Below are 19,474 nucleotides of genomic sequence, written 5' to 3' on the forward strand. Positions count from 1 at the left end.
GACAGGTCGGATTTGAGGACGGCCGAAGAGGCGTCAGCAGGTCAGTGGGTCATCGCCCCGGCTTTCAGCATCAGGGTAGCGCTGCGACGCGGAAATCGCGCGCCGTTGCCGCGCCCCGCAGTGCCCGCTTCCCCCGAGAACAATTATCAGTGCAGGATTTGAGTGATAAAACCGCAGGAATTGGCCTTCCCAAAGTGTCGATGCATCGAGGGTCCGATTTCACCCGTTCACTTCGCGGAAAAGCATTCACCTTCGTTGCGTAAGGCGACGGATGGAAGGGTGATTATCGTCAAGCAGCTACCTCTGCCTTGTGAATCATCTGAAGCACAAGGCATAATGCATGTGACAAGGGGGCAGTCCCTTTGCCGCATTGATCTGAGAGTAGATGTTGATGATTCTATCGTTGGCCCCTATGGAGGGGATTACCGGGCATGTGTTCCGTCGCGTGCATGCGGAGTGCTTCGGTGCGCTCGATTGCTATTACACGCCGTTCTTGCCGCCGCCGCGGGTGGGAAACCGCTTTGGCGGCAAGGCGTTTAAGGAGATCGATTCTGCCAACAACCAGGGGCTCAACGTGGTGCCCCAGCTCATGTCCAAGAACGCGGACGAGTTTGTATGGGCGGCACAGGTGCTCGCCGACATGGGCTACCGCGAGGTCAATCTCAACCTGGGTTGCCCCTCGGGGACGGTTGTCGCCAAGGGCAAGGGTTCGGGTTTCTTGCGCAATCTCGACGAGCTCGAGGTGTTCTTGAGTGATGTGTGCGAGCGGTCGCCGTTGCCGGTATCGGTAAAGACCAGGCTGGGGCTGGAGAGCGACGACGAATACGAGCGCGTGCTCGATCTGTATTGCCGCATGCCGCTGGCAGAGCTGATTGTGCACCCGCGCGTGCAAAAGGACCGCTATACGGGCTCGCCGCGCAAGGAGTTCTATGGCGAAACGCTAGAGCGTGCGCCGTTTCCGGTCGCCTATAACGGTGACATTTTTGATCTTGAGGATATGGATGCGCTGGTGGAGGCCTATCCCGGCACGCGCCATGTAATGCTGGGGCGCGGCCTCCTCGCGAACCCCGCGCTGGCTCGCATGGTCAAGGGCGGCCCTGCTGCCACGGCTGCTGAGCTGCAGCGCTTCCACGACACGCTGTTTGCGGCCTATGCAGAAGAGATTGGCGGTAACGCGGTCTTTCGTATGAAGGAGTGGTGGTTCTACGCCAAGTGCGCTTTCGCCGACCCCGCTACCGTTCACAAGCTCGTACGCAAGACTAAAAAGGTCGACGAATATCGCGCCGCCGTCGAGCGCGTCTTTCGCGAGCAGCCACTTGCACTCATAGCTCGCTTCCACGGCTAGTTGGTCGTTGGGGACGTTCTTTAACGACTAGTCATTTAAGAACGTCCCAATGACTAGCCACAAAAAGCTGTACGTCAGCATCCAAAGATGTCGAAAAATGTCGACTTTGGATGCTGACGTACATGTTTGGGTCGGCGGGGGACTAGGCAATCATTGCATCGAGCGTGATGAGCTCCCTGAGTCGCTCTGTGCGTGTTTGCCCATGGCGCTTTGCCTTCTCGTCAAACGCTTCAAGAACCGATTCACCCACACGTGCCGATAAAACAACGCTTGGCTCATCGGAGATCGACGGCCTTCCCAGCTTGATGGTGCGGCCCTTCGGCCACTCATCTTTTTCGTATGCCTCCGCGGCTTTCTCCAACTCTCCGGGAGCAAACCCCATCATCTTTTCGAGCTGCTTAGCGTCCATAGCGCCTCCTATCGATCGACATAATGTCGAGCGCCGGTTCTCGGATTCTCTTTTTGTATACAATTTTGTAGACAAAAATACAAGCAGTTTATCGGGCTAATTAGCTTGTTTTGACCCGCCTGTTCGATAGGAAATGAGCATTGACGGCTTCGCTACTCCTTTGCTTTTCAGCTTGGAATTTGGATGCTCATTGAACTTCCGGAGGGGAGCGCTTTATTAAGTTATCGAGATTCTGGGCAGGAACTCTCACTGGTCTTCGGTAATGGGACCAGCTTAATTCGCGACACAGTGTGTCGCGAATGGGAGTAGTCGTTAGGTGTCCTTCAATGGCTACTCATATAAGAACGTCCAAGTGCCGGATTTTGTCATTTAGTGTCGTTCTCAGCGACTATTCTGGAGGGTCGTGGTCAAAAAAGGGCAAATATGAGTACTGTTGCCATTATGGTTGCATTTATTTTGCTATAAATAGTAGCTCCTGATGAGATTTGTTCCCATTAGGAGCTACTTTTATTGAACATATGAGGAGAAATAACGTCGTCTGCGGACGAGTGGAACGTTGAATGGTTCCTGAAGTGATCAAAATCGCTGCTACTAAACAGGTAGCAGTACTCATATTTGCCTTTTTTTTGACCACAGCCCTCTCGGAAACCTTTCCAGAGGCGTCAAACAGCCATAATCCAAAGGTCGCCTCAAACAATTAGCCGGCTAAGAGCGTCCATGACTACCCAAAAGCTGTACACCAGCATCCAAAGATGTCGAAAAATGTCGACTTTGGATGCTGGTGTACATGTTTGGGCCGTATGGGCTGGGTCCCTGGACGGACAGAGTGTGCGCACTAGAGCAGATTCTCCTGCACCCATGCGATGATGTCGCTTGACTCGTAGAGCGGCTTGCCGTCGATGAACAAGCAGGGAACCTGGCGTTTTCCGCCGACGGCGATGAGTGTCTGCTCGGCTTCGGTATCGGTCGAGATATTGCGTTCGGGAATGGTCACGCTGCTATCGGCCAAAAAGCGCTTGACCTTTATGCAATACGGACAGCCGGTCATAACGTAGAGCACGAGCTCGTGATCAGTAGCCATGGGTCTCCAATCGGTTGAGGTTTCGATTGAAATACCCAAAGCCGCCGCGGTCTATGCACGCGCCAAAGACGACTCGATGACCTGGACCAGAAACGCCGTAGCTCCGGTGCCGCAGGGCTTGTCGTAGTAGTCGATAAAGCGCTGGTCGGCAAGATAGCCGTGGGCGAGGCCCAGGTACGCTTCGTTCTGGGGTTCGCGTCCCCAGTTGAGACCAATCCAACGACGATGCATCGCGACAAGCTTGCGAGCCTCGCTTCCATTCGCATCGCCATCGCCCATGGCAATCGAGAGTTGGCCCAGAATAGCGCGTTCAAGTTCCTTCATGTCGTTCCATGTCTCGGGGTCCATGTCCAGCAGTGCTTCGTTTGCTGCGTCGATCGCCTCGTCGCCGTAGCGCTTCCGGGCTTCGTCGCCGTAGCGCTCCTCGTTTTCCTGCACGGTGCGCCAGCGCTCCAGTTGCGGCAGGACGGCGCCCATGAGCGAGACGGCTTCGTCGAGCGACATGCCGGTGTTTTGCGCCAGCCGTGGGGCACAGTCCTCGATCATCGCCTCCATCGTGGTCTCGTAGGTGTACTTGCCGTGGTCGTAGCACCACTTGCAGTAATGGTCGGTCGCGGTGCCCGCAGCATCGGTGCCGCAGTCGTCGGGCGTGAGTATCATGCCGCAGCTCTGGCAATAGTGCTCAGGCATTTCGAGCAGGTGGGACAGCGGTTCTCCGGTTACGGCGGCGATGAGCTTCATCATGTCGATGCCCGGTGTGACCTCGCCACGCTCCCAACGGCTGACGGCTTGGCGTGTGACGAAGAGCTTGGCGGCGAGCTGCTCCTGGGTAAGGCGATGGGCGCGACGGACGGCGATGAGCTTTTCTGCAAAGGCCATAGCGGCTCCTTTCTGCTGGTTGATGGCTTAAGCATACGCGGCAGCAGGTGCCCTTCCAAGCAACCGTTGGTTGCACGACGGAGGACTGCGGCGAAGAATTGCGCGCAACGCCCCACACCTCCATGCCGTACAATGACCGGCATGGAACCTATTGCACACATACATACCGACCTGCCGCAGAAGTTCGGCATTCCGCGCAACAGCTTTTTGGCGCCTCATCTGCAGGGACGCATCGTTTTTGAGCCGGAATTTGCCTCCAATGCAGCGGTTGAGGGTCTGGACTCCTTCTCTCACCTATGGCTGCTGTGGCGTTTTGAAAACGGCACACCCGGCGGCACGGCTAAGGACATAGCCGCCGATGCCAAGACGCGGGACAGGTCCGGAACCAACGCAAAATGGTCGAAAACCGTGCGCCCGCCGCGTCTGGGCGGAGCCGAACGTGTGGGAGTGTTTGCCACGCGCAGTCCGTTTCGCCCTAATCCCATCGGGCTCACCTGCGTCAAGCTTGATCGCGTGGAGCTTACCGACGATGGCCCCATCATCCATGTGTTGGGGGCCGACCTGCGCGATGGCACGCCCATCTACGATATCAAGCCTTACATTCCATTTGCCGACTGTCACCCGGATGCGACGGGCGGCTGGATTGAGGATGCTCCGTGGCAAGAGATCGATGTTGAGTTCCCGCAAGCGCTGCAGGATATGGTCCCGCCCGCAAAGCTCCCCGGCTTGGTCGAGGTCCTTCGCCAAGATCCACGCCGCGCAGGCAGCAAGCACGAGCCAAACCGCGTTTATCACTTGGCTTACGCCGGGCTCGACATATCGTTTGCGGTCGATGAAACCCAGCTAACCGTAGTTGCCGTCAACGACGCGCAAGACTAACCAGCCATTCGTCCGTACCCGTCAAATTAAGCGCCAAACCCCGCGCCAAAACCGCCCACGCTGGTGGACAATAACGCCTACCAAAACAATCAACTTTGCACGGGAGTTCAGCATGAAATACGACTTTAGCTCGCTTATCGACCGCCACGGCATGGACTCCATCGCCGTTGACTCCTGGGGCGAGATCCCCGGCATGGCTCCGAACGCACCCGACGAGGGCTTCGACCGCATTCCCATGTGGGTGGCCGACATGAATTTTGCCACGGTGCCCACGGTTCAGGAGTACATCATCAAGCGCGCTCAGCACCCCATGTTTGGCTACTTCAATCCGCGTCCCGAGTACTTCGATCGCATCATCGAATGGCAGAGGCGCCGCAATGGTGTTGAGGGCTTGGCACCGGAGCATATCGGCTACGAAAACGGCGTGCTGGGCGGTGTCGTGTCGACGTTGCGCGCGTATGTCCAGCCGGGCGATGCGGTGCTGGTCCATAGCCCCACCTACATCGGCTTTACCAAATCCATCGAAGCCGTGGGCTATCGTATTGTCCACAGCCCGCTTAAGCTCGACGATCAAGGCGTGTGGCGTATGGACTTTGAGGACATGGAGCACAAGCTCGCCCAAAACCACATCCATGCCGCGGTGTTCTGCTCGCCGCACAATCCCTGCGGCCGCGTATGGGAGCGCGACGAGATCGAGCACGCCATGGACATCTATCGCCAGCACGATTGCGTGGTGATCTCGGACGAGATTTGGTCCGATATCATCCTGCCGGGGCACAAGCATATCCCGACGCAGTCGGTGAGCGAGGATGCCCGCATGCGTACGGTTGCCCTCTACGCGCCCAGCAAGACGTTTAACCTGGCGGGTCTGGTCGGCAGCTATCACATCATCTACAACGAGACGCTGCGCGACCGCGTGTGCGCCGTGTCCGACAAGACTCACTACAACGAGATGAACGTCCTCTCCATGCATGCGCTTATCGGTGCCTACCAGCCGCAAGGCTACGAGTGGGTTGACGAGCTCAACCAGGTGCTTGCCGGCAATATCGAGTACTTCTGCAATTACGTGGACGAGCATTTTGAGGGCGTGTCTTATTCGCGTCCGCAGGGCACGTACATGGTGTTTCTGGACTGCACTGAGTGGTGTCGCGAGCATGGCCGCGATATTCAGTGGTTGCTCGACGAGGGCGCGCGCGTGGGCGTGGGGTATCAGGACGGCCGCCCGTTCCACGGACCCTGCCACATTCGCGTGAATCTGGCGCTGCCGCTTTCGCGCGTAAGGGAAGCGTGCGACCGCTTGGACCGCTACGTTTTTAATGCACGGTAAGCGAGCACTGCATGCGGGGCCTTCTGTCAAGTCGGCTAGAAGGTCCCACATGGTAAAGCGTCTGTAACAATTGGGCACTCGTGTGGTTTTGTTTGCTATTATCTTTAACCATTTCAGTCTGTAAACAGGATCGTCTGGAGCTTGATGAAAAGACCCCGTCGCTCGGTTGCCATTTCGTTGTTTGCTGCGCTTGCAGTGGCGAGTGCCTTTGTCATAGCGATAGCTGGCTGTTCCGGGTCGAATGACGGAGCCTCGACGTCTGCATTAGAAGGTCTGGACGCCTCGCAAGTCAAAGACGACGACCTTAAGACGCTCAACGTCGGAAGCGACCTCTATCCACCGTTTGTGTATACCGACGAGTACGGCGATATCGTTGGCCTGGATGTCGAGATATTGACCGAGGCTTTGGCTCGCATTGGTTACAAGCCAAAATACCAGCTGATTGACTGGGAAAAGAAGAAGGAGCTGCTGGCGAGCGGCGAACTCGATTGTGTCATGGGCAGCTTTAGTATGACGGGTCGCGAAAACGAATATCGTTGGGCCGGCCCGTACCTTGCGAGCCGCCAGGTGGTCGCGGTCGATCCCCAGAGCGATATCTACACGCTTGCCGATCTTGAGGATAAGATCGTGGCGGTTCAGTCCACCACCAAGCCCGAGGACATTTTGCTCAATCGCATAAATGAAAACGTTCCGCAGATCAAGGAACTCTACAGCTTTTCGGACGGTTCATACCTGAACCCGGCGCTCGTCGAGGGCCTGGTCGACGCTATCGCCGCGCATGAGTCCTCGTTCCTCACCTACGAAAAAGACTATGGTGTGACATATCGCATTTTGGATGAGCCGCTGCTAGAGGTCGGTTTGGGCACCGCTTTCGATATCAACGATACGCGTGGCATCGACGTCAAGCTCACTCATGCCTACCAAGAAATGCTTGCCGATGGCACCATGGAACGCCTGGTGTCAAAGTACTTCGATGATCCTTCGCCATTTTTGAATATGGAGGGCCTGTCATGATCGATGCGCCCGACCACGCTGCTCAGGAGCGGGGCAATCGTTCGGCAGGGGGCACGGCTCCTTGTCGCTCTGCTGGGGATAGCGCTCTCGGTTGTTGCCGGCATGATGAGCTACGGTTACACGACGGCCCAAGCCGAGCAGCGCTTTGCCGACGTTGTCGATTACGTGGCGACGCAGAGCCTTTCCTACGATGCATTTAACAGCGCCTATACGACCAAAAACCTGATTCGCGTTATGGAGATTGCCGGAGAGGCGGCTCGTGATATGGAGCGCGACGGTTCGGTGGATAACGCCATGCTGGAGCAATATGCCGATCAGTTCAACGTGAGCGCGCTGATCGTGACGGACGCATCGGGCAATTTGGTGTCCGAGTCCTCGACGGGCGATGTGGACTACGGGTCGCTCGCTACGTATCTCAAAGAATCACCCGTGCTTGAGGTGGCAACTCATCCGCTTAAGTCCTATACCGCCCGCATCACGCTTGCGGATGATTCGGTCGCAGACATTGGCTGCGTGACTCGGCAGGATGGCGAGGGCATCGTTATCGCGGTAAGGCATCAGAGCGCGAAGGCGGTTGTAAGCAATACACTCAAACTGCAGAGCTTGCTTGATGGCTATGAAACCATCGATAGCGGCAATATCGTGATCGAAAGCGACGGCAAGGTCGTTGTGACCAATGCCGTTGAACCCACCGTATTGGGCGTGTTCGATCTGCCTGTGACGGATGTCTTCATTGTCGACGGTATTAAGGATCGATGCCTGGCTGGTAAGGTCAGATTGGTTAACGCCGACGGCGAGTGGTATTTGGGCACATTTGGAAAAGCGCACAAATTCTATGTGTACACCTATGCCTCGGCGCAGCGCTACTTTGAGGTCGCCGCGGCTGTTGCCGCCGGCGTGCTGGTGCTCTACGGCGGTGTTATAGCCGTTGTTGTGACGGTGCGTCGCCGCGCTGATCGCCGACGTTTGACGGACTTGCTGCAGCAGGAGCGCGGCTATGGCGACAAACTGGCAAAGGCAGCGCGTGAGGCCTCGTCTGCCAACTCGGCAAAGACGGAGTTTCTGCGTCGCATGAGCCACGATCTGCGCACGCCCATCAACGGCATTCGCGGCATGGTCGAGGTTGGCGATGCCAATGCGGACGATCTGCAAAAGCAGACTGAGTGCCGCTCAAAGATCTGGACGGCATCGGGACTGCTGCTCGACCTTGCCAACGAGGCGCTCGATATGAGTCGCCTGGAGAGCGGGCAGGTCGACCTGAACCTCGTACCCATAAATTTGGTGGCCCTCAACTGTGAAGTGCGCGATATTCTGGAGCGCCAGGCCGAGGAGCGTCTGGTGACAATTATCTCCGACCAGCAGACGCTTAATCATCCCTATGCGCGGGTGAGCGTGACGCACCTCAAGCGTTTGTTGCTCAATATTGCCGGCAATGCCGTCAAGTACAACCGCCAGGGCGGCTATGTCCGCCTGGTGTGCCGCGAGGTGGAGCCTGTAGATGGCGTCCCCGTCTATGAATACACGATCGCCGACAACGGTATTGGTATGAGCGAGGAGTTCCAACAGCACCTCTACGAGCCGTTTTGTCGCGAGGAGCAACAGGTGGAAGGCGCTTCATCGGGAACTGGCCTGGGCGCGCCTATCGCAAAACAGTTGGTCGAGCTTATGGGCGGAACCATGAACTTTACGAGTGTCTTGGGGCAGGGGACGACGTTTACCATCCGCCTACCGTTCGAGAAGTGCGACCGCTCCGAGATTCTTCAGGCAGTTCGCGTAGGTGCGGGCGATGGCGATGCGCTCCAGGGCCTGCGCGTTTTGCTCGTAGAGGATAACGATCTGAATGCCGAGATCGCGCAGTTTACGCTCAGCCGTGCCGGTGCCATCGTGACGCATGCTAAGGATGGCGAGTCTGCCGTCGAGATGTTTGCCGCGAGCGCGCCGTACGAGTACGACGCGGTGTTGATGGACATCATGATGCCCGGTATCGATGGCCTTGAGGCCACGCGTCAGATTCGAGCACTCGATCGCGAGGATGCCGCGACCACGCCGATTATCGCCGTGAGCGCCAACGCCTTTGCCGACGACCGTAGGCTTTCGCGTGAGGCGGGCATGAACGCGCACCTGAGCAAACCTGTGAGCTCGCAAGAGCTCGTCGAGGCGCTAGCGCACATCGCCGCCGATGCTTCATAAGCATATGGCCCGGTTCCAAGGTGGGTTGGAACTGGGCCATATTGTTATTGATGAGGCCTGCTGAGGGGCTTACTTTTCTTGAATCTGCTTGCCGCAAAGATGCTCAATCGAAATCTCGTAGAGCTGGACGCCCTTGATGTCTTTGGCGATTTCCTCTTCGACTTCTTCGGCAGAAGGGTAGTACTTAAGGGCGAGCTGGCGGACTTTGTCCTCGATAAACGCGGGGGTGTCATTCGCCAGGCGACAACGGCCAAAGACGACGGTGCTCATAACGTAGGGAGCCCAGTCACCGTCCTGGTACCACTCGTTGCCGTATACGGTAAAGCAGACCTTGTCATCGCGCTTGAGTGCGTCGACCTTGTGGCCAGCTTTGGCGCCATGGAAATAAATCTTGTCGTGCTCGGTGTCAAAGAAGTAGTTGACGGGAATGGCGTACGGGTAGCCATCGTCGCCGTTGACGGCAAAGACGCCGCGCTTGCAGGTAGCGAGCAGTTCGCGCGCTTCCTTGTCGGTGATGGCGCGTTTCTTTCGACGTAAGGGCCTAAACATCGTTGGCTTCCTTTCTGGTCGTGCGTGGTGGTTGAGCACAAACTATAGCGAAACGGATCCGTTTTTCTTGATGCGGGCGAGTATGTTTTTGAGCTTGTTAAAGTCGAGCGGTTTGGACAGATGGGCGTTCATGCCGGCATCGTGTGCCGCCTTGGCGTCCTCGGCAAAGGCATTGGCGGTGAGCGCGATGATGGGGATATCGGCTGCATCGACCTTCTCGCTCAGACGAATCGCGCGGGTTGCCTCATAGCCGTCCATGTCCGGCATCATAATGTCCATCAGGATCGCATCGAAGCTGCCGGCGGGATGCGACAGGTACAGATCGACGACCTCGTTGCCGTTGGCGGCGCGGGTGACCACGACGCCCTCGGATTCTAGCAGCGTCTGGGCAATCTCGGCATTCAATTCGTTGTCTTCGGCGAGCAGCACGTTCATGTCGGTGAGCGAGCAGTCGGGCGCACTCTCAACCGTATTCGCCCGCGCCTGGGGATTCTCGTCGATATCGAGCGGAATCTCCACGTAGAACGAGGTGCCCACATGGAGCTCACTGGTGACTTCGATGGTGCCGCCCATCAGTTCAATAAGCGACTTGACGATTGGCATGCCCATGCCGGTTCCTTGGAACTTGCTGCGCGCATCGTCACCTTCTTGGGCAAACGGCTCATAGATATGCTTTAAAAACTCGGGAGTCATGCCAATGCCGGTATCCGAAACGCTAAAGCAAAAGAGCGCGCGCCCGTCATCGAGTGGCCTGGTCTTTGAACTAAAGGTGACGGAGCCGCCGTGCTTGTTGTACTTAATGCTGTTGTCTAACAGGTTGATCATGATCTGTCGGATATGGGTGGGACTGCCGATCATGTATGGCCCCGTGGCGTACGGCAGACTATTGTCCTGCATGGTGATGCCGTTACTGGACGCGCGGAGCTTGCACAGAACCAGCGTATTGTCACAGAGTTCTTTGAGGTTAAAAGGCGCATGCTCCAGTGTTAGCTTGCGGTCTTCGATTTTGCCCATCTCGAGGATGTCGTTGATCAGCGAGAGCAGGTGATTGGCGGCAACGCGCGCCTTGGCACGGCTCTCGCGGGCGACCTTGATATCGCCTTCCTTCAATTCCTCAATCTCGATAAGGCCCAGGATACCGTTGAGCGGCGTACGGATGTCGTGGCTCATGCGCGTGAGGAATGCCGTCTTAGCGGCGTTGGCAGCGTCGGCTTTTTTGCGCTCGGTTCGAGCGCGCACGAGCGCCCAGATGAGCAGGACGATGCCGACCGACAACATACCGATGAGGGTAGCGGCAATGGCGGTGCGGTTGCGAAAAAGGAATTGAAGCGTGTCTGATTCCTGGGTCGTGTACGACGTGGAGGAGTAATTGCTTGCGGAGAGCGATTCTCCGGCATTGATGATGCCCTTGTTGATGATTCCCAGCAGCTCGGGCTTTCCGTGCGAAATCCAGCACGAGAGCTCACAGGTGTCAGGGAGCTCGACCGTCTCGTAGTCCTTGAGATCATGACGGTCGCCGATGGTTTTTATGCGTGAGCTGGGAGCGACGATGCAGTGCGCCATTCCCTTCCTGAGGGCGTCGAACGCTTCATCGTCGGATTGGTATTCGGTCACGGTCGCTGTGGGGAACAGACTTTCAAGTGCATTTTTGTTGACAAACGATGATTTGGTACAGGCGATGTTCTGAAGGTCTTTGTTCAGGTCGCTGCCGGTGTGGATGGCGGTGAGGGATATGGTCCCCAACGATACCGACTGCACAACGCCTGATTGCTCGGCAAACCAGTAATCTCGGTATACCGGCAGCGCAACGTCTATGCTTCCCTTTGACAGGGCCTTTGACATCATCTTGTAGCTATCAAAGGCGACGGTTTTGACCGTAATGCCAAATTTATCGTGCAACGTCGTCGCAAGCGATGCGAGCGAGCCTTCCATTTCGCCGTTTTCGTCTTCGTTGCAGTAGGGGAGTCTGCCCGTAATGTAGCCGAGCGCGATGGTGTTGTCATTTGTTTTGAGCCAGGAACGTTCGGGGCCGTTGAGCGATGATGAACCGCTGTTTTGGGCCGAGTAGTTAGATTTGACTTCGTCGATATAGCGTGGGTTGACGCGGGCGATTGCCGACATGGCGGCATTGATGTCGTCCATCAGGTCGGGGCGGCTTTTGGGGACGGCAAAATAGTAGTCGCTCGAACCAATGTAGAACATGGGGGAGGCGCTGGGCGACGAGGTCGTGTCGTTCATGATGATGGCATCGACCTCGTTGTTTGCGAACGCGTCAAAGAGGGCACCGCCAGTGTTGATTTCTTTATAGGTGCAGGTAATGCCTTCGTTGGCGAGCCACTGTTGGCCAACGAAGGTTTGCATAACGCCGGGGTTGCAGCCGATGGTAAGGCCTTGGAGCGCTTGGGGGTCACCCTTGGCCAGATCGTCGCGATCGGGCTTGGCGTAGATGAAGTAGCGCTCGGTGCCCTCGGGGTTCGAGGAAAAGAGCAGCTTTTGGGCACGTTCCTCGGAGTAGGAGATGTTGGGCATGAGGTCGATCTCGCCCGCCTCGAGCATGTCCAAAAGCTCGGTGAAGGTGCCGGAGACGTATTCGTACCGCCAGCCGGGCGTGTAGTACGACAGGGTCTGGAGGTACTCGTAACCCCATCCAGAGAGACGCTCGCCGGGGGTGCCGTCCTGGAAGCCCTCGTTGTTGACGAGCCAGCCGACGCGGACCGTCTTGACTGGCTGACTAGAGTCATCGGCAAAAGCCTGAACAGGCGCGATTGAACTCAGCACGGCAAGCGCGGCAAGCACAATGGTCAGGGCGCGACATATAACTGAACGAAGGGCAGTGGCAGCTCTCACATGCAATCCTAACGAATCGAGACATTACCGCATAAGGATACCAGCTCAGCCTGCCCAGTTGGCAGCTGTACCGCTAAACGCTCCCGCCCGGCAGCTGGGGACAGTCCCTTTCTGCCGGCGCAAAAGGAACGTCCCTAGCTGCCGGTTGTGGGACAATACCGGGCGAACGTGATTGGGCGTCTGGGAAAAGGGGTCGCGATGAACAAGTTGAGGACGCTTGCCGATGTGCTGCGACAGGCTGGCTTTGCGCGCATCACGGGTCTGTTTTTTATCTTTTACCTGCTGTGCTCGACGGCTGTCTGGCTGTCCGAGCCCACGACCCTCACGTTTGGCGATGGCCTGTGGTTTAGCTTTGAGACGGTCTCGACCATCGGCTTTGGCGACATTCCGGCCGAAACGCCGGTTGCCCGCGCCATTACCGTCGTCTTGAGCGTTATTAGCATCTTCTACATCGCCATGCTCACGGGCGTGGCGGTGAACTACTGCAATACGCTCATCAAGATGCGTCAAAAGGACACCATGGCGCGCTTTATGGATGATCTGGAGCATTTGGAAGAGCTCGATCGCGACGAGCTTGCCGATCTTTCGCGTCGCGTGCGCGAGTATCGTCGACGCCAGCGCTAGAACGGGCGCCGTGCGTCACGATGAGGGGGACTGAATATGAATATCACCGTGTATCTGGGTGCCAGTGTCGGTAACGACCCAGCATTTCTGTCTGCGGTACAGGAGCTGGGCAACTGGATTGGCGCCAACGGACACGCGTTGGTATACGGCGGGTCCAAATCGGGCCTGATGGGTGCGCTCGCCGATAGCGTACTCGAGGCAGGCGGACATGTGACGGGTGTGGAGCCGAGCTTTTTTATCGAGGCCGAGTTTCAACATGACGGTATCGACGACCTCATCGTGACGAGTGATATGGCCGAGCGCAAAGCCAAGATGATTGAGCTCGGCGATGCGTTCATCGCCTTTCCCGGTGGGACGGGCACGCTCGAGGAGATTGCCGAGGTCATGTCCGCGGTGTCGTTGGGGCACCTGAGTGCTCCGTGCATCCTGTATAACCTGGACGGTTACTACAACGACCTCAAGGCGCTGCTCGGGCACATGATTGATAAAGGGCTTTCGAGCCCGAGGCGCCAGCACGGCATCTACTTTGCCGACGATTTGCGCGAGATTGTCTCGATTATCAACGGATGAGTCTTAAGCCTGTCCCGCTATGGCTCCCAATGGTGCCGTTTGCGGCGCAGACGGTTGGCTCGTTCGGGCAACGCTCGCTCTACAATAAAACATAACTATGTCGACTTTGACCGCGGGAGGACCCGATGGATAACCTTGCCAAACCCACAAACCGCGCGCTGTTTTTAGTTAGCGTTGCTGTGACCGGTGCGTTCGCAGGTGCCGCGGTCTGGCTGTTCTTTTTTGCGATGGAGCACGGTATCGACTATCTGTGGACCGAGATTCCGCACGCGCTGGGCGTCGCTTCGCCCGAGCTTGCCAGCGGCCCGTTTGGCTTTTTGCCGTACCCGTTTTTTGTCTGCTTGCTGGGCGGTCTGTTAATTGGTCTGTACGAGAAGATGACAGGCACCAAGACCGATGACCTCAACCAGGTGATGGCTAAGGTTAAGCAAGACGGGCGCTACCCGTACGACAACCTGGGCAAGCTTTCGCTCGCGGCATTGCTGCCGCTGCTGTTTGGCGGAAGTATTGGACCGGAGGCCGGCCTGACCGGCGTTATCGCGGGTCTGTGCAGCTGGGTTGGCGACCGCATGCGCCGCTTTGGCGCCGAATTTAGGGAGCTTACGCTGCTGGGTACCCAGGCCGCGTTGACGGCGCTCTTTACCGCGCCCGTCTTTGGCTTTGTGGCACCGCTTGCCGGTAGCGCCGACGGCGACGAGGGCTCTGCGTCCGACGAGATCACCATCAGGCTGCCCAAGGCACAAAAGACCGTGGTTTACGGCATCGCGATTGCCGGCGGCCTGGGCACCTACCTGCTGCTCGGCCAGCTCATGGGCGGCGGCATGGGCATGCCCAGGTTCGAGGCTGCCGTGGTGGGCAACTTGGAGCTTACCTGGCTCGTCCCTCTGTCGTTGATCGGAACAATCTGCGGCTGGCTGTACTTTGTCTCTGAGCACACGAGCGAAGCGCTTGCCCATGCAATAGGGGAGCGTCCTGTCGTCAAGGCCATGCTAGCCGGTCTGGCGCTCGCCATCTGCGGCACGGTCCTGCCCTACACCATGTTTGCCGGCGAGACTCAGGCCGACGTGCTCATGGAAACCTACCTGACCATTCCCGCTGGCGTGCTTATCGCGACCGGTCTTGTTAAGGCCATGCTGACGCCCGCCCTCATCAACCTTGGTTGGCGCGGCGGCCACTTCTTCCCGGTTATCTTCTCGGGCGTAAGCCTGGGCTATGGCCTTGCCATCCTCGCCGGCGCCGATCCGGTCTTTTGCGTCGCCGTCTGCACGGCATCGACGATGGGCGCCGTTATGCGTCAGCCCGTCATGGTCGTGGGCCTGCTGCTCATGTGCTTCCCGCTCAAGGGTATCGTCTGCATGATCATCGCCGCCGTTATCGCCGCCGGCATTCCGCTGCCCAAGCCGCTGCGCAAGTAGCGCGGTTTTTCACGAGTCAATTCCAGGGGTACGAGATGATCCTGTACTTTAGCGCGACAGGGAACAGCGAGCATGTGGCGCGTCGCATTGCAGCGGCGACAAGCGACAAAGTTATGTCGATTGAGCGCTTTGATGCCGAGATCCTTCACCTTGCTGTGATGGAAGGCCCCTGTCGGCTGGGGTTTGTCGCCCCGGTATACGCCTGGGGCTTGCCGACGCCAATGATCGAGTTTTTGAAGACTGTCGACCTATCGGTTGCTGCCGGCACAATGGGCGGCGAGCGCCCCTATACGTTCTATGTCTCGACATATGGTTCGACGACCGGGCAATCGGCCAAGTTCGCCCGCGATCTGCTACACGAGCGTGGGCTCGAGTTAGATGCGGCGATGAGCGTCAAGATGCCCGATACCTGGACGCCTGTTTTCGACCTGTCTGACCCTCAAAAGGTTGAGGGCATCAATAGAGCTGCCGAGGCGCAGATTGATGCCGTGATCGAGGCGGTGCGGGCACGCCGCACGGGCAACATGATGCGCCATCGCGTGCCTCTGTTTGCATCGTGCGCGTATCACGCAATTGGGCTGCCGCGCATGCAACAGACGAGCAAGTTTGCCGTCGATGCCGATCGCTGCATCGGCTGCGGCCTGTGTGCCAAGCGCTGCCCCATGGCGGCGATTGAGATGCGCGACGGCCTTCCCGTCTGGACAAAGCCGGAGTGCGCAGCCTGCCTTCGTTGCCTGCACTGTTGTCCCAAATTTGCCATCTCGCACGGTAAGCGCACGGCATCCCACGGTCAGTACAGGCATCCCAAGCCAGGTGTGAGGATGTAGCGGCTGCTGGCCGCGCTACTTCCAAACTGCGAGCGCGGCGGTGCCCAGTACGATGAGGGCGAGACCGATGACGCTGCGTCGTGAGAGTTTTTCGTTGAATGTCAGGCGCGCAAATAGTACTGATACGACAATCGATAGTTTGTCGATCTGCACCACGACGCTCACCTGGCCTGTGGCGATGGCGTAGTAATAGAGCAGCCACGATGCTCCGGTCGCGATGCCCGATGTTGCGAGAAATACGAGTTCGCGCCGGTCAGCGTGCGCGACCTGATCCAGTTTTCCCTTGGCTGCCACGATCGCCCATGCCATAACCAGTACCACGCAGGTGCGGATTGCCGTGGCCAGGTTTGACTCGACGCCTTCGATGCCAACCTTGGCAAGGATGGACGTGAGCGCCGCGAACACGGCGGCGCCGAGGGCGTAAGCGAGCCAGGTCCGGTCTTGCTGCTGCTCGGGTCCGGCAGACTGCTTCTTCTCGATCATTAAAAACGTGCCGAGGGTGATGACAGCGGTTCCCACGAGCTTAACCGCAAGGTTGCTCGTCTCGCCAAAAAGCACGATGGCGATCAGCGCGGCGAGTACGGTGCTCATCTTGTCGACCGGTACGACCTTATTGACGTCTCCGATGCCCAGCGCCTTAAAGTAACAGATCCACGAAGCGCCGGTAGCGAGTCCCGAGAGGACGAGAAAGAGCCAAGATCTGGGTTCGATGCTGCCGATGGTTCCAATGGATCCAGAAATGCCCGCCATTGCCCAGGCGAAAACGAGCACCACGCAGGTGCGAATGGCCGTCGCGACATCGGAGTCGGTCTGCTTGATGCCGCATTTGGCCAGGACAGATGTGACGCCGGCAAAGAAAGCCGACACAAATGCTGCTGCGACCCACGACACGGGTGAAATGCCTCCCCAAAGAACGACCGCGCCAGATTTACGGCGCTCGTCCGATGATACCGCCCCGCCATGAAGCTTTGGTATCGCTGTGGTGAGACAGGGGCCATAGTTCGAGAGGGCATTTGGTTAAGGCTCGAATCGAAGGTGAATGGTTTTCCGCGAAGTGAACGAGTAAATCTGGACCCCTGGAACATACACACTTTTTCGAACAAAACTGCAGGATTCTTAGACAAAAACCGCAGGAATTGAGTCCTTAAAAATGTCGATGCTACAGGGCACTGTTTTTACTCGTTCACTTCTCGGAAAAGTATTCACCTTCGATATGCTGACGGTGTCTTTTTGGTTGCCAAGAACTAGACGGCCTGCTGTGAAGGGCGGTGGTGACGCTATGCCGCCTCGTTACATTGAAAAAATAAGCGGGGTACCACCTAAGCTTTTTTAGCCGTCGATTACAGATCGCGTGCTCGATAAACCTTGGTGCTGACAGCGCAGCTGATTACACATAGTGCGAGCGCCAGTACTGCAGTTCCTGCACACAGACAGTCAAGGACGGCGGGATCGGGATTCGCCCCGGCAATCGACATGAGCCAGTTGCTGATGGGGTTGGAGGAGCTCAACGTGGCAATGGCAAGGCACCAGAGCAGGGCAAACAGGCCAACGGATAGGCGCAGCGCCTCCATATGTCCAAAACGAAAGAATAACGGCTGTGCCAAAAACACCATCATGAGGGAGATGAGCATCGAGGCTGCCGAGGCTATTGCGATCTCAAAGACGGTCTGTCCCGTCGAGGTCACGTCCGCGCTGTTGAAGAACGGAAGGGCGATGATGTTCAAAAGCACGGCGGCGCAGGCCATGATGGCCGAGAAGACAACGATGCACAGGTAGCGTACGCAAATTATGTCTTTGCGCGTGAGAGGCAGCGTTGCCCGATAACGCTCCCATCCGTTTTGATTGTCGAAGCCGGCCAGCGAGCTCATGACCATGATGGGCGACATGGCGCTGACCGCGCAGGCGCCGGCGCTCATACCGGAATCGCCGTCCGATGCGTTGGCAAGGGTTAGCACGACGAAGATGAACAGGCCGACGCCCGCAATGCTCGGGATGAGCGTGCGAGCGATGGCGAGCTCGGACATAAAGGCGCGTTTCATTTTGAAGCCCCTTTCAGCGTGAGGCGAAGATAGTCGTCAATGGTTGCCCGATCGCAGGGAATCTCGGGAAAGGCCTCGAGCGTTTCGCGACGGTTGGGCACGAGCACGTCCACGCTATAGGCGTGGCGGGCGGCATGGGCACCTTCGACGCAAGCCATAAGCTCGGCGGCCTGCGCTTGGGTGCAGTGGGCGATGCCGGCGCGGTCGGTAATGTCCTCGCGCGGCAGGTCAAACACAATCGAGCCGTTATCGATGCAGATGACGCGGTCGGCGGCGCGATCGAGGTCGGACGTAATGTGGCTCGAGAGCAGCACGCTGTGCTGACCGTCGGCGACAAAAGCAAGCAGCTCATCGAGCAGTTCCTCGCGCGCCATGGGATCGAGGCCCGCGGTGGCTTCGTCCAAAAGGAGTAGCTTGGCATTATGGCTGAGTGCACAGGCAAGCTGCAGTTTCATGCCCATGCCGCGGGAGAGGTCCTTGACCTTTGTCTTGGGATCGAGGCCAAATCGGTCGATGAATCCGGCGAACGTTTTGCAGTCCCACGTGGGGTACGCCGGGCCTACGAGTGCCTCGATCTGGCCCACCTTGAGCGTTGAAGGGAAGGGGCACGTGTCCAGCACGAGGCCGACACGGGCACGTAGACAACGCTGTGTCTCATCGGGCGCGTCGGCGCCACAGCGCTGCCCAAACAGGCGCACCTCGCCGGCATCGAGCTTTATAAGCCCGAGCGCGGCTCGAATCGTCGTTGTTTTGCCAGCACCGTTGGCACCAACAAAGCCGACGATCTGGCCAGGCTCCACGGCAAGCGTGACGTCGCGCAGTGAAAAGCGGTCGCTTACAGTGCGTGAGATGCCTTTGAGTTCAAGCAAGTTTTGCATGGTATAGCCTTTCTTGCAGATGGCTACTGCATGGTTTCGGGGGCTACCAGGTCGAGCATCTCGTGCAGCTTGTCGCGCGTGACACCCAGGGTTTCGGCTTGGCTCGCCGCTTTCGTAAGCAGCTCTTCGATATGGCAGAGCTGGTTTTCGCGCAAGAGCTCCTGGTTGCCGTCGGCAACAAAGCAGCCCTTGCCCTGCACGGTACAGATAAACCCGAGCTGCTCCAGATCGGCGTAGGCGCGCTTGGTGGTGATGACGCTCACGCCTAGGTCGCTCGCGAGTGCGCGGATGCTGGGGAGTTTGGCTCCCGCAGTAAGTGCGCCCGATAAGATCTGAGCTTTGACCTGCGAGGTTATCTGCTCGTAGATGGGCTTATCGCTCGAATTGGATAGGATGATGTCCACAGCGGCTCCTTAGCTGTTGGGCTACACGTGTATATAACCGGTAAGCACAGTATATATACACTATGCACAGTTACGCAAGAGGTAAATACCGATTGGCCCGGCTACCCAGGCCCCAACTGATGAATTTGTCCTGATAGGCGCCCTAGAGCGGGATTTCGCGGCTACAATAATACGGTTACAACGACGTAATGCACTCA

At 57.7% G+C, this 19,474-nt stretch carries 19 protein-coding genes; 10 read left to right on the top strand and 9 right to left on the bottom strand.

Annotated elements, in window-relative coordinates:
• Together LK493_RS03845 and LK493_RS03850 are read left to right on the top strand one after the other, a co-directional pair.
• Positions 1-263: hypothetical protein (locus tag LK493_RS03845; RefSeq protein WP_227790179.1), on the top strand; the 263-nt coding region annotated here is incomplete at its 5' end.
• A 128-nt stretch (positions 264-391) separates the two neighbouring features.
• Positions 392-1,345: a tRNA dihydrouridine synthase gene (locus LK493_RS03850; protein WP_227790180.1), complete on the top strand. Its 954-nt coding sequence runs from the start codon at positions 392-394 to the stop codon at positions 1,343-1,345.
• A 142-nt stretch (positions 1,346-1,487) separates the two neighbouring features.
• On the opposite strand, the gene LK493_RS03855 is transcribed toward LK493_RS03850, so the two are convergent.
• The 3 genes from LK493_RS03855 to LK493_RS03865 form a co-directional block, all read right to left on the bottom strand.
• On the bottom strand, positions 1,488-1,754 hold the full coding sequence (locus LK493_RS03855; RefSeq protein WP_195192539.1) for a ribbon-helix-helix protein, CopG family: 267 nt from the start codon (positions 1,752-1,754) through the stop codon (positions 1,488-1,490).
• 835 nt (positions 1,755-2,589) lie between these two features.
• Positions 2,590-2,835 (bottom strand): glutaredoxin family protein, encoded by a 246-nt coding sequence (locus tag LK493_RS03860; protein WP_227790181.1) that lies wholly within the window; start codon positions 2,833-2,835, stop codon positions 2,590-2,592.
• 51 nt (positions 2,836-2,886) lie between these two features.
• A complete protein-coding gene (locus LK493_RS03865; RefSeq protein WP_227790182.1) occupies positions 2,887-3,714 on the bottom strand; it encodes a TipAS antibiotic-recognition domain-containing protein in 828 nt (275 codons plus the stop codon).
• A gap of 141 nt (positions 3,715-3,855) precedes the next feature.
• Here LK493_RS03865 and tsaA point away from each other — a divergent pair, with 141 nt between their 5' ends.
• From tsaA to LK493_RS03885, 4 genes are all read left to right on the top strand, one after another.
• Positions 3,856-4,593 carry a tRNA (N6-threonylcarbamoyladenosine(37)-N6)-methyltransferase TrmO gene (tsaA, locus tag LK493_RS03870; RefSeq protein ID WP_227790183.1) on the top strand — a complete coding sequence of 246 codons (738 nt, stop codon included), beginning with the start codon at positions 3,856-3,858 and terminating at the stop codon, positions 4,591-4,593.
• Positions 4,594-4,705: 112 nt separating this feature from the next.
• Positions 4,706-5,920 carry a MalY/PatB family protein gene (locus tag LK493_RS03875; RefSeq protein ID WP_227790184.1) on the top strand — a complete coding sequence of 405 codons (1,215 nt, stop codon included), beginning with the start codon at positions 4,706-4,708 and terminating at the stop codon, positions 5,918-5,920.
• A 144-nt stretch (positions 5,921-6,064) separates the two neighbouring features.
• Positions 6,065-6,934, top strand: coding sequence for a substrate-binding periplasmic protein (locus LK493_RS03880; RefSeq protein ID WP_227790185.1), 870 nt, complete (start codon positions 6,065-6,067; stop codon positions 6,932-6,934).
• A 3-nt stretch (positions 6,935-6,937) separates the two neighbouring features.
• The gene (locus LK493_RS03885) at positions 6,938-9,124 is read left to right on the top strand and encodes a hybrid sensor histidine kinase/response regulator (protein WP_227790186.1); all 2,187 of its coding nucleotides are present in this window, start codon (positions 6,938-6,940) and stop codon (positions 9,122-9,124) included.
• 69 nt (positions 9,125-9,193) lie between these two features.
• Here LK493_RS03885 and LK493_RS03890 read toward each other — a convergent pair whose 3' ends face one another.
• Together LK493_RS03890 and LK493_RS03895 are read right to left on the bottom strand one after the other, a co-directional pair.
• The gene (locus LK493_RS03890) at positions 9,194-9,673 is read right to left on the bottom strand and encodes a pyridoxamine 5'-phosphate oxidase family protein (protein ID WP_227790187.1); all 480 of its coding nucleotides are present in this window, start codon (positions 9,671-9,673) and stop codon (positions 9,194-9,196) included.
• Positions 9,674-9,715: 42 nt separating this feature from the next.
• Positions 9,716-12,520 carry an ATP-binding protein gene (locus tag LK493_RS03895; protein ID WP_227790188.1) on the bottom strand — a complete coding sequence of 935 codons (2,805 nt, stop codon included), beginning with the start codon at positions 12,518-12,520 and terminating at the stop codon, positions 9,716-9,718.
• A 198-nt stretch (positions 12,521-12,718) separates the two neighbouring features.
• Here LK493_RS03895 and LK493_RS03900 point away from each other — a divergent pair, with 198 nt between their 5' ends.
• The 4 genes from LK493_RS03900 to LK493_RS03915 all read left to right on the top strand — a co-directional run bounded on the left by LK493_RS03900 (position 12,719) and on the right by LK493_RS03915 (position 15,956).
• Positions 12,719-13,144: a potassium channel family protein gene (locus LK493_RS03900; protein WP_227790189.1), complete on the top strand. Its 426-nt coding sequence runs from the start codon at positions 12,719-12,721 to the stop codon at positions 13,142-13,144.
• Positions 13,145-13,180: 36 nt separating this feature from the next.
• On the top strand, positions 13,181-13,714 hold the full coding sequence (locus LK493_RS03905; RefSeq protein WP_227790190.1) for an LOG family protein: 534 nt from the start codon (positions 13,181-13,183) through the stop codon (positions 13,712-13,714).
• A gap of 125 nt (positions 13,715-13,839) precedes the next feature.
• Positions 13,840-15,129: a chloride channel protein gene (locus LK493_RS03910; RefSeq protein ID WP_227790191.1), complete on the top strand. Its 1,290-nt coding sequence runs from the start codon at positions 13,840-13,842 to the stop codon at positions 15,127-15,129.
• A gap of 35 nt (positions 15,130-15,164) precedes the next feature.
• Positions 15,165-15,956: an EFR1 family ferrodoxin gene (locus LK493_RS03915; RefSeq protein WP_227790192.1), complete on the top strand. Its 792-nt coding sequence runs from the start codon at positions 15,165-15,167 to the stop codon at positions 15,954-15,956.
• Positions 15,957-15,971: 15 nt separating this feature from the next.
• On the opposite strand, the gene LK493_RS10280 is transcribed toward LK493_RS03915, so the two are convergent.
• The 4 genes from LK493_RS10280 to LK493_RS03935 form a co-directional block, all read right to left on the bottom strand.
• Positions 15,972-16,847 (bottom strand): EamA family transporter, encoded by an 876-nt coding sequence (locus LK493_RS10280; protein ID WP_227790193.1) that lies wholly within the window; start codon positions 16,845-16,847, stop codon positions 15,972-15,974.
• Between the two features lie 449 nt (positions 16,848-17,296).
• Positions 17,297-17,995 (bottom strand): ABC-2 transporter permease, encoded by a 699-nt coding sequence (locus LK493_RS03925; protein WP_227790194.1) that lies wholly within the window; start codon positions 17,993-17,995, stop codon positions 17,297-17,299.
• Positions 17,992-18,873: an ABC transporter ATP-binding protein gene (locus LK493_RS03930; protein ID WP_227790195.1), complete on the bottom strand. Its 882-nt coding sequence runs from the start codon at positions 18,871-18,873 to the stop codon at positions 17,992-17,994. Before LK493_RS03930 ends, LK493_RS03925 begins: the two co-directional genes overlap by 4 nt.
• 23 nt (positions 18,874-18,896) lie before the next feature.
• Positions 18,897-19,277 carry a GntR family transcriptional regulator gene (locus LK493_RS03935; RefSeq protein ID WP_227790196.1) on the bottom strand — a complete coding sequence of 127 codons (381 nt, stop codon included), beginning with the start codon at positions 19,275-19,277 and terminating at the stop codon, positions 18,897-18,899.
• Positions 19,278-19,474 lie beyond the last annotated feature (197 nt).

It is taken from the genome of Collinsella aerofaciens, assembly GCF_020709435.1.
Taxonomy (GTDB): domain Bacteria; phylum Actinomycetota; class Coriobacteriia; order Coriobacteriales; family Coriobacteriaceae; genus Collinsella; species Collinsella aerofaciens_AU.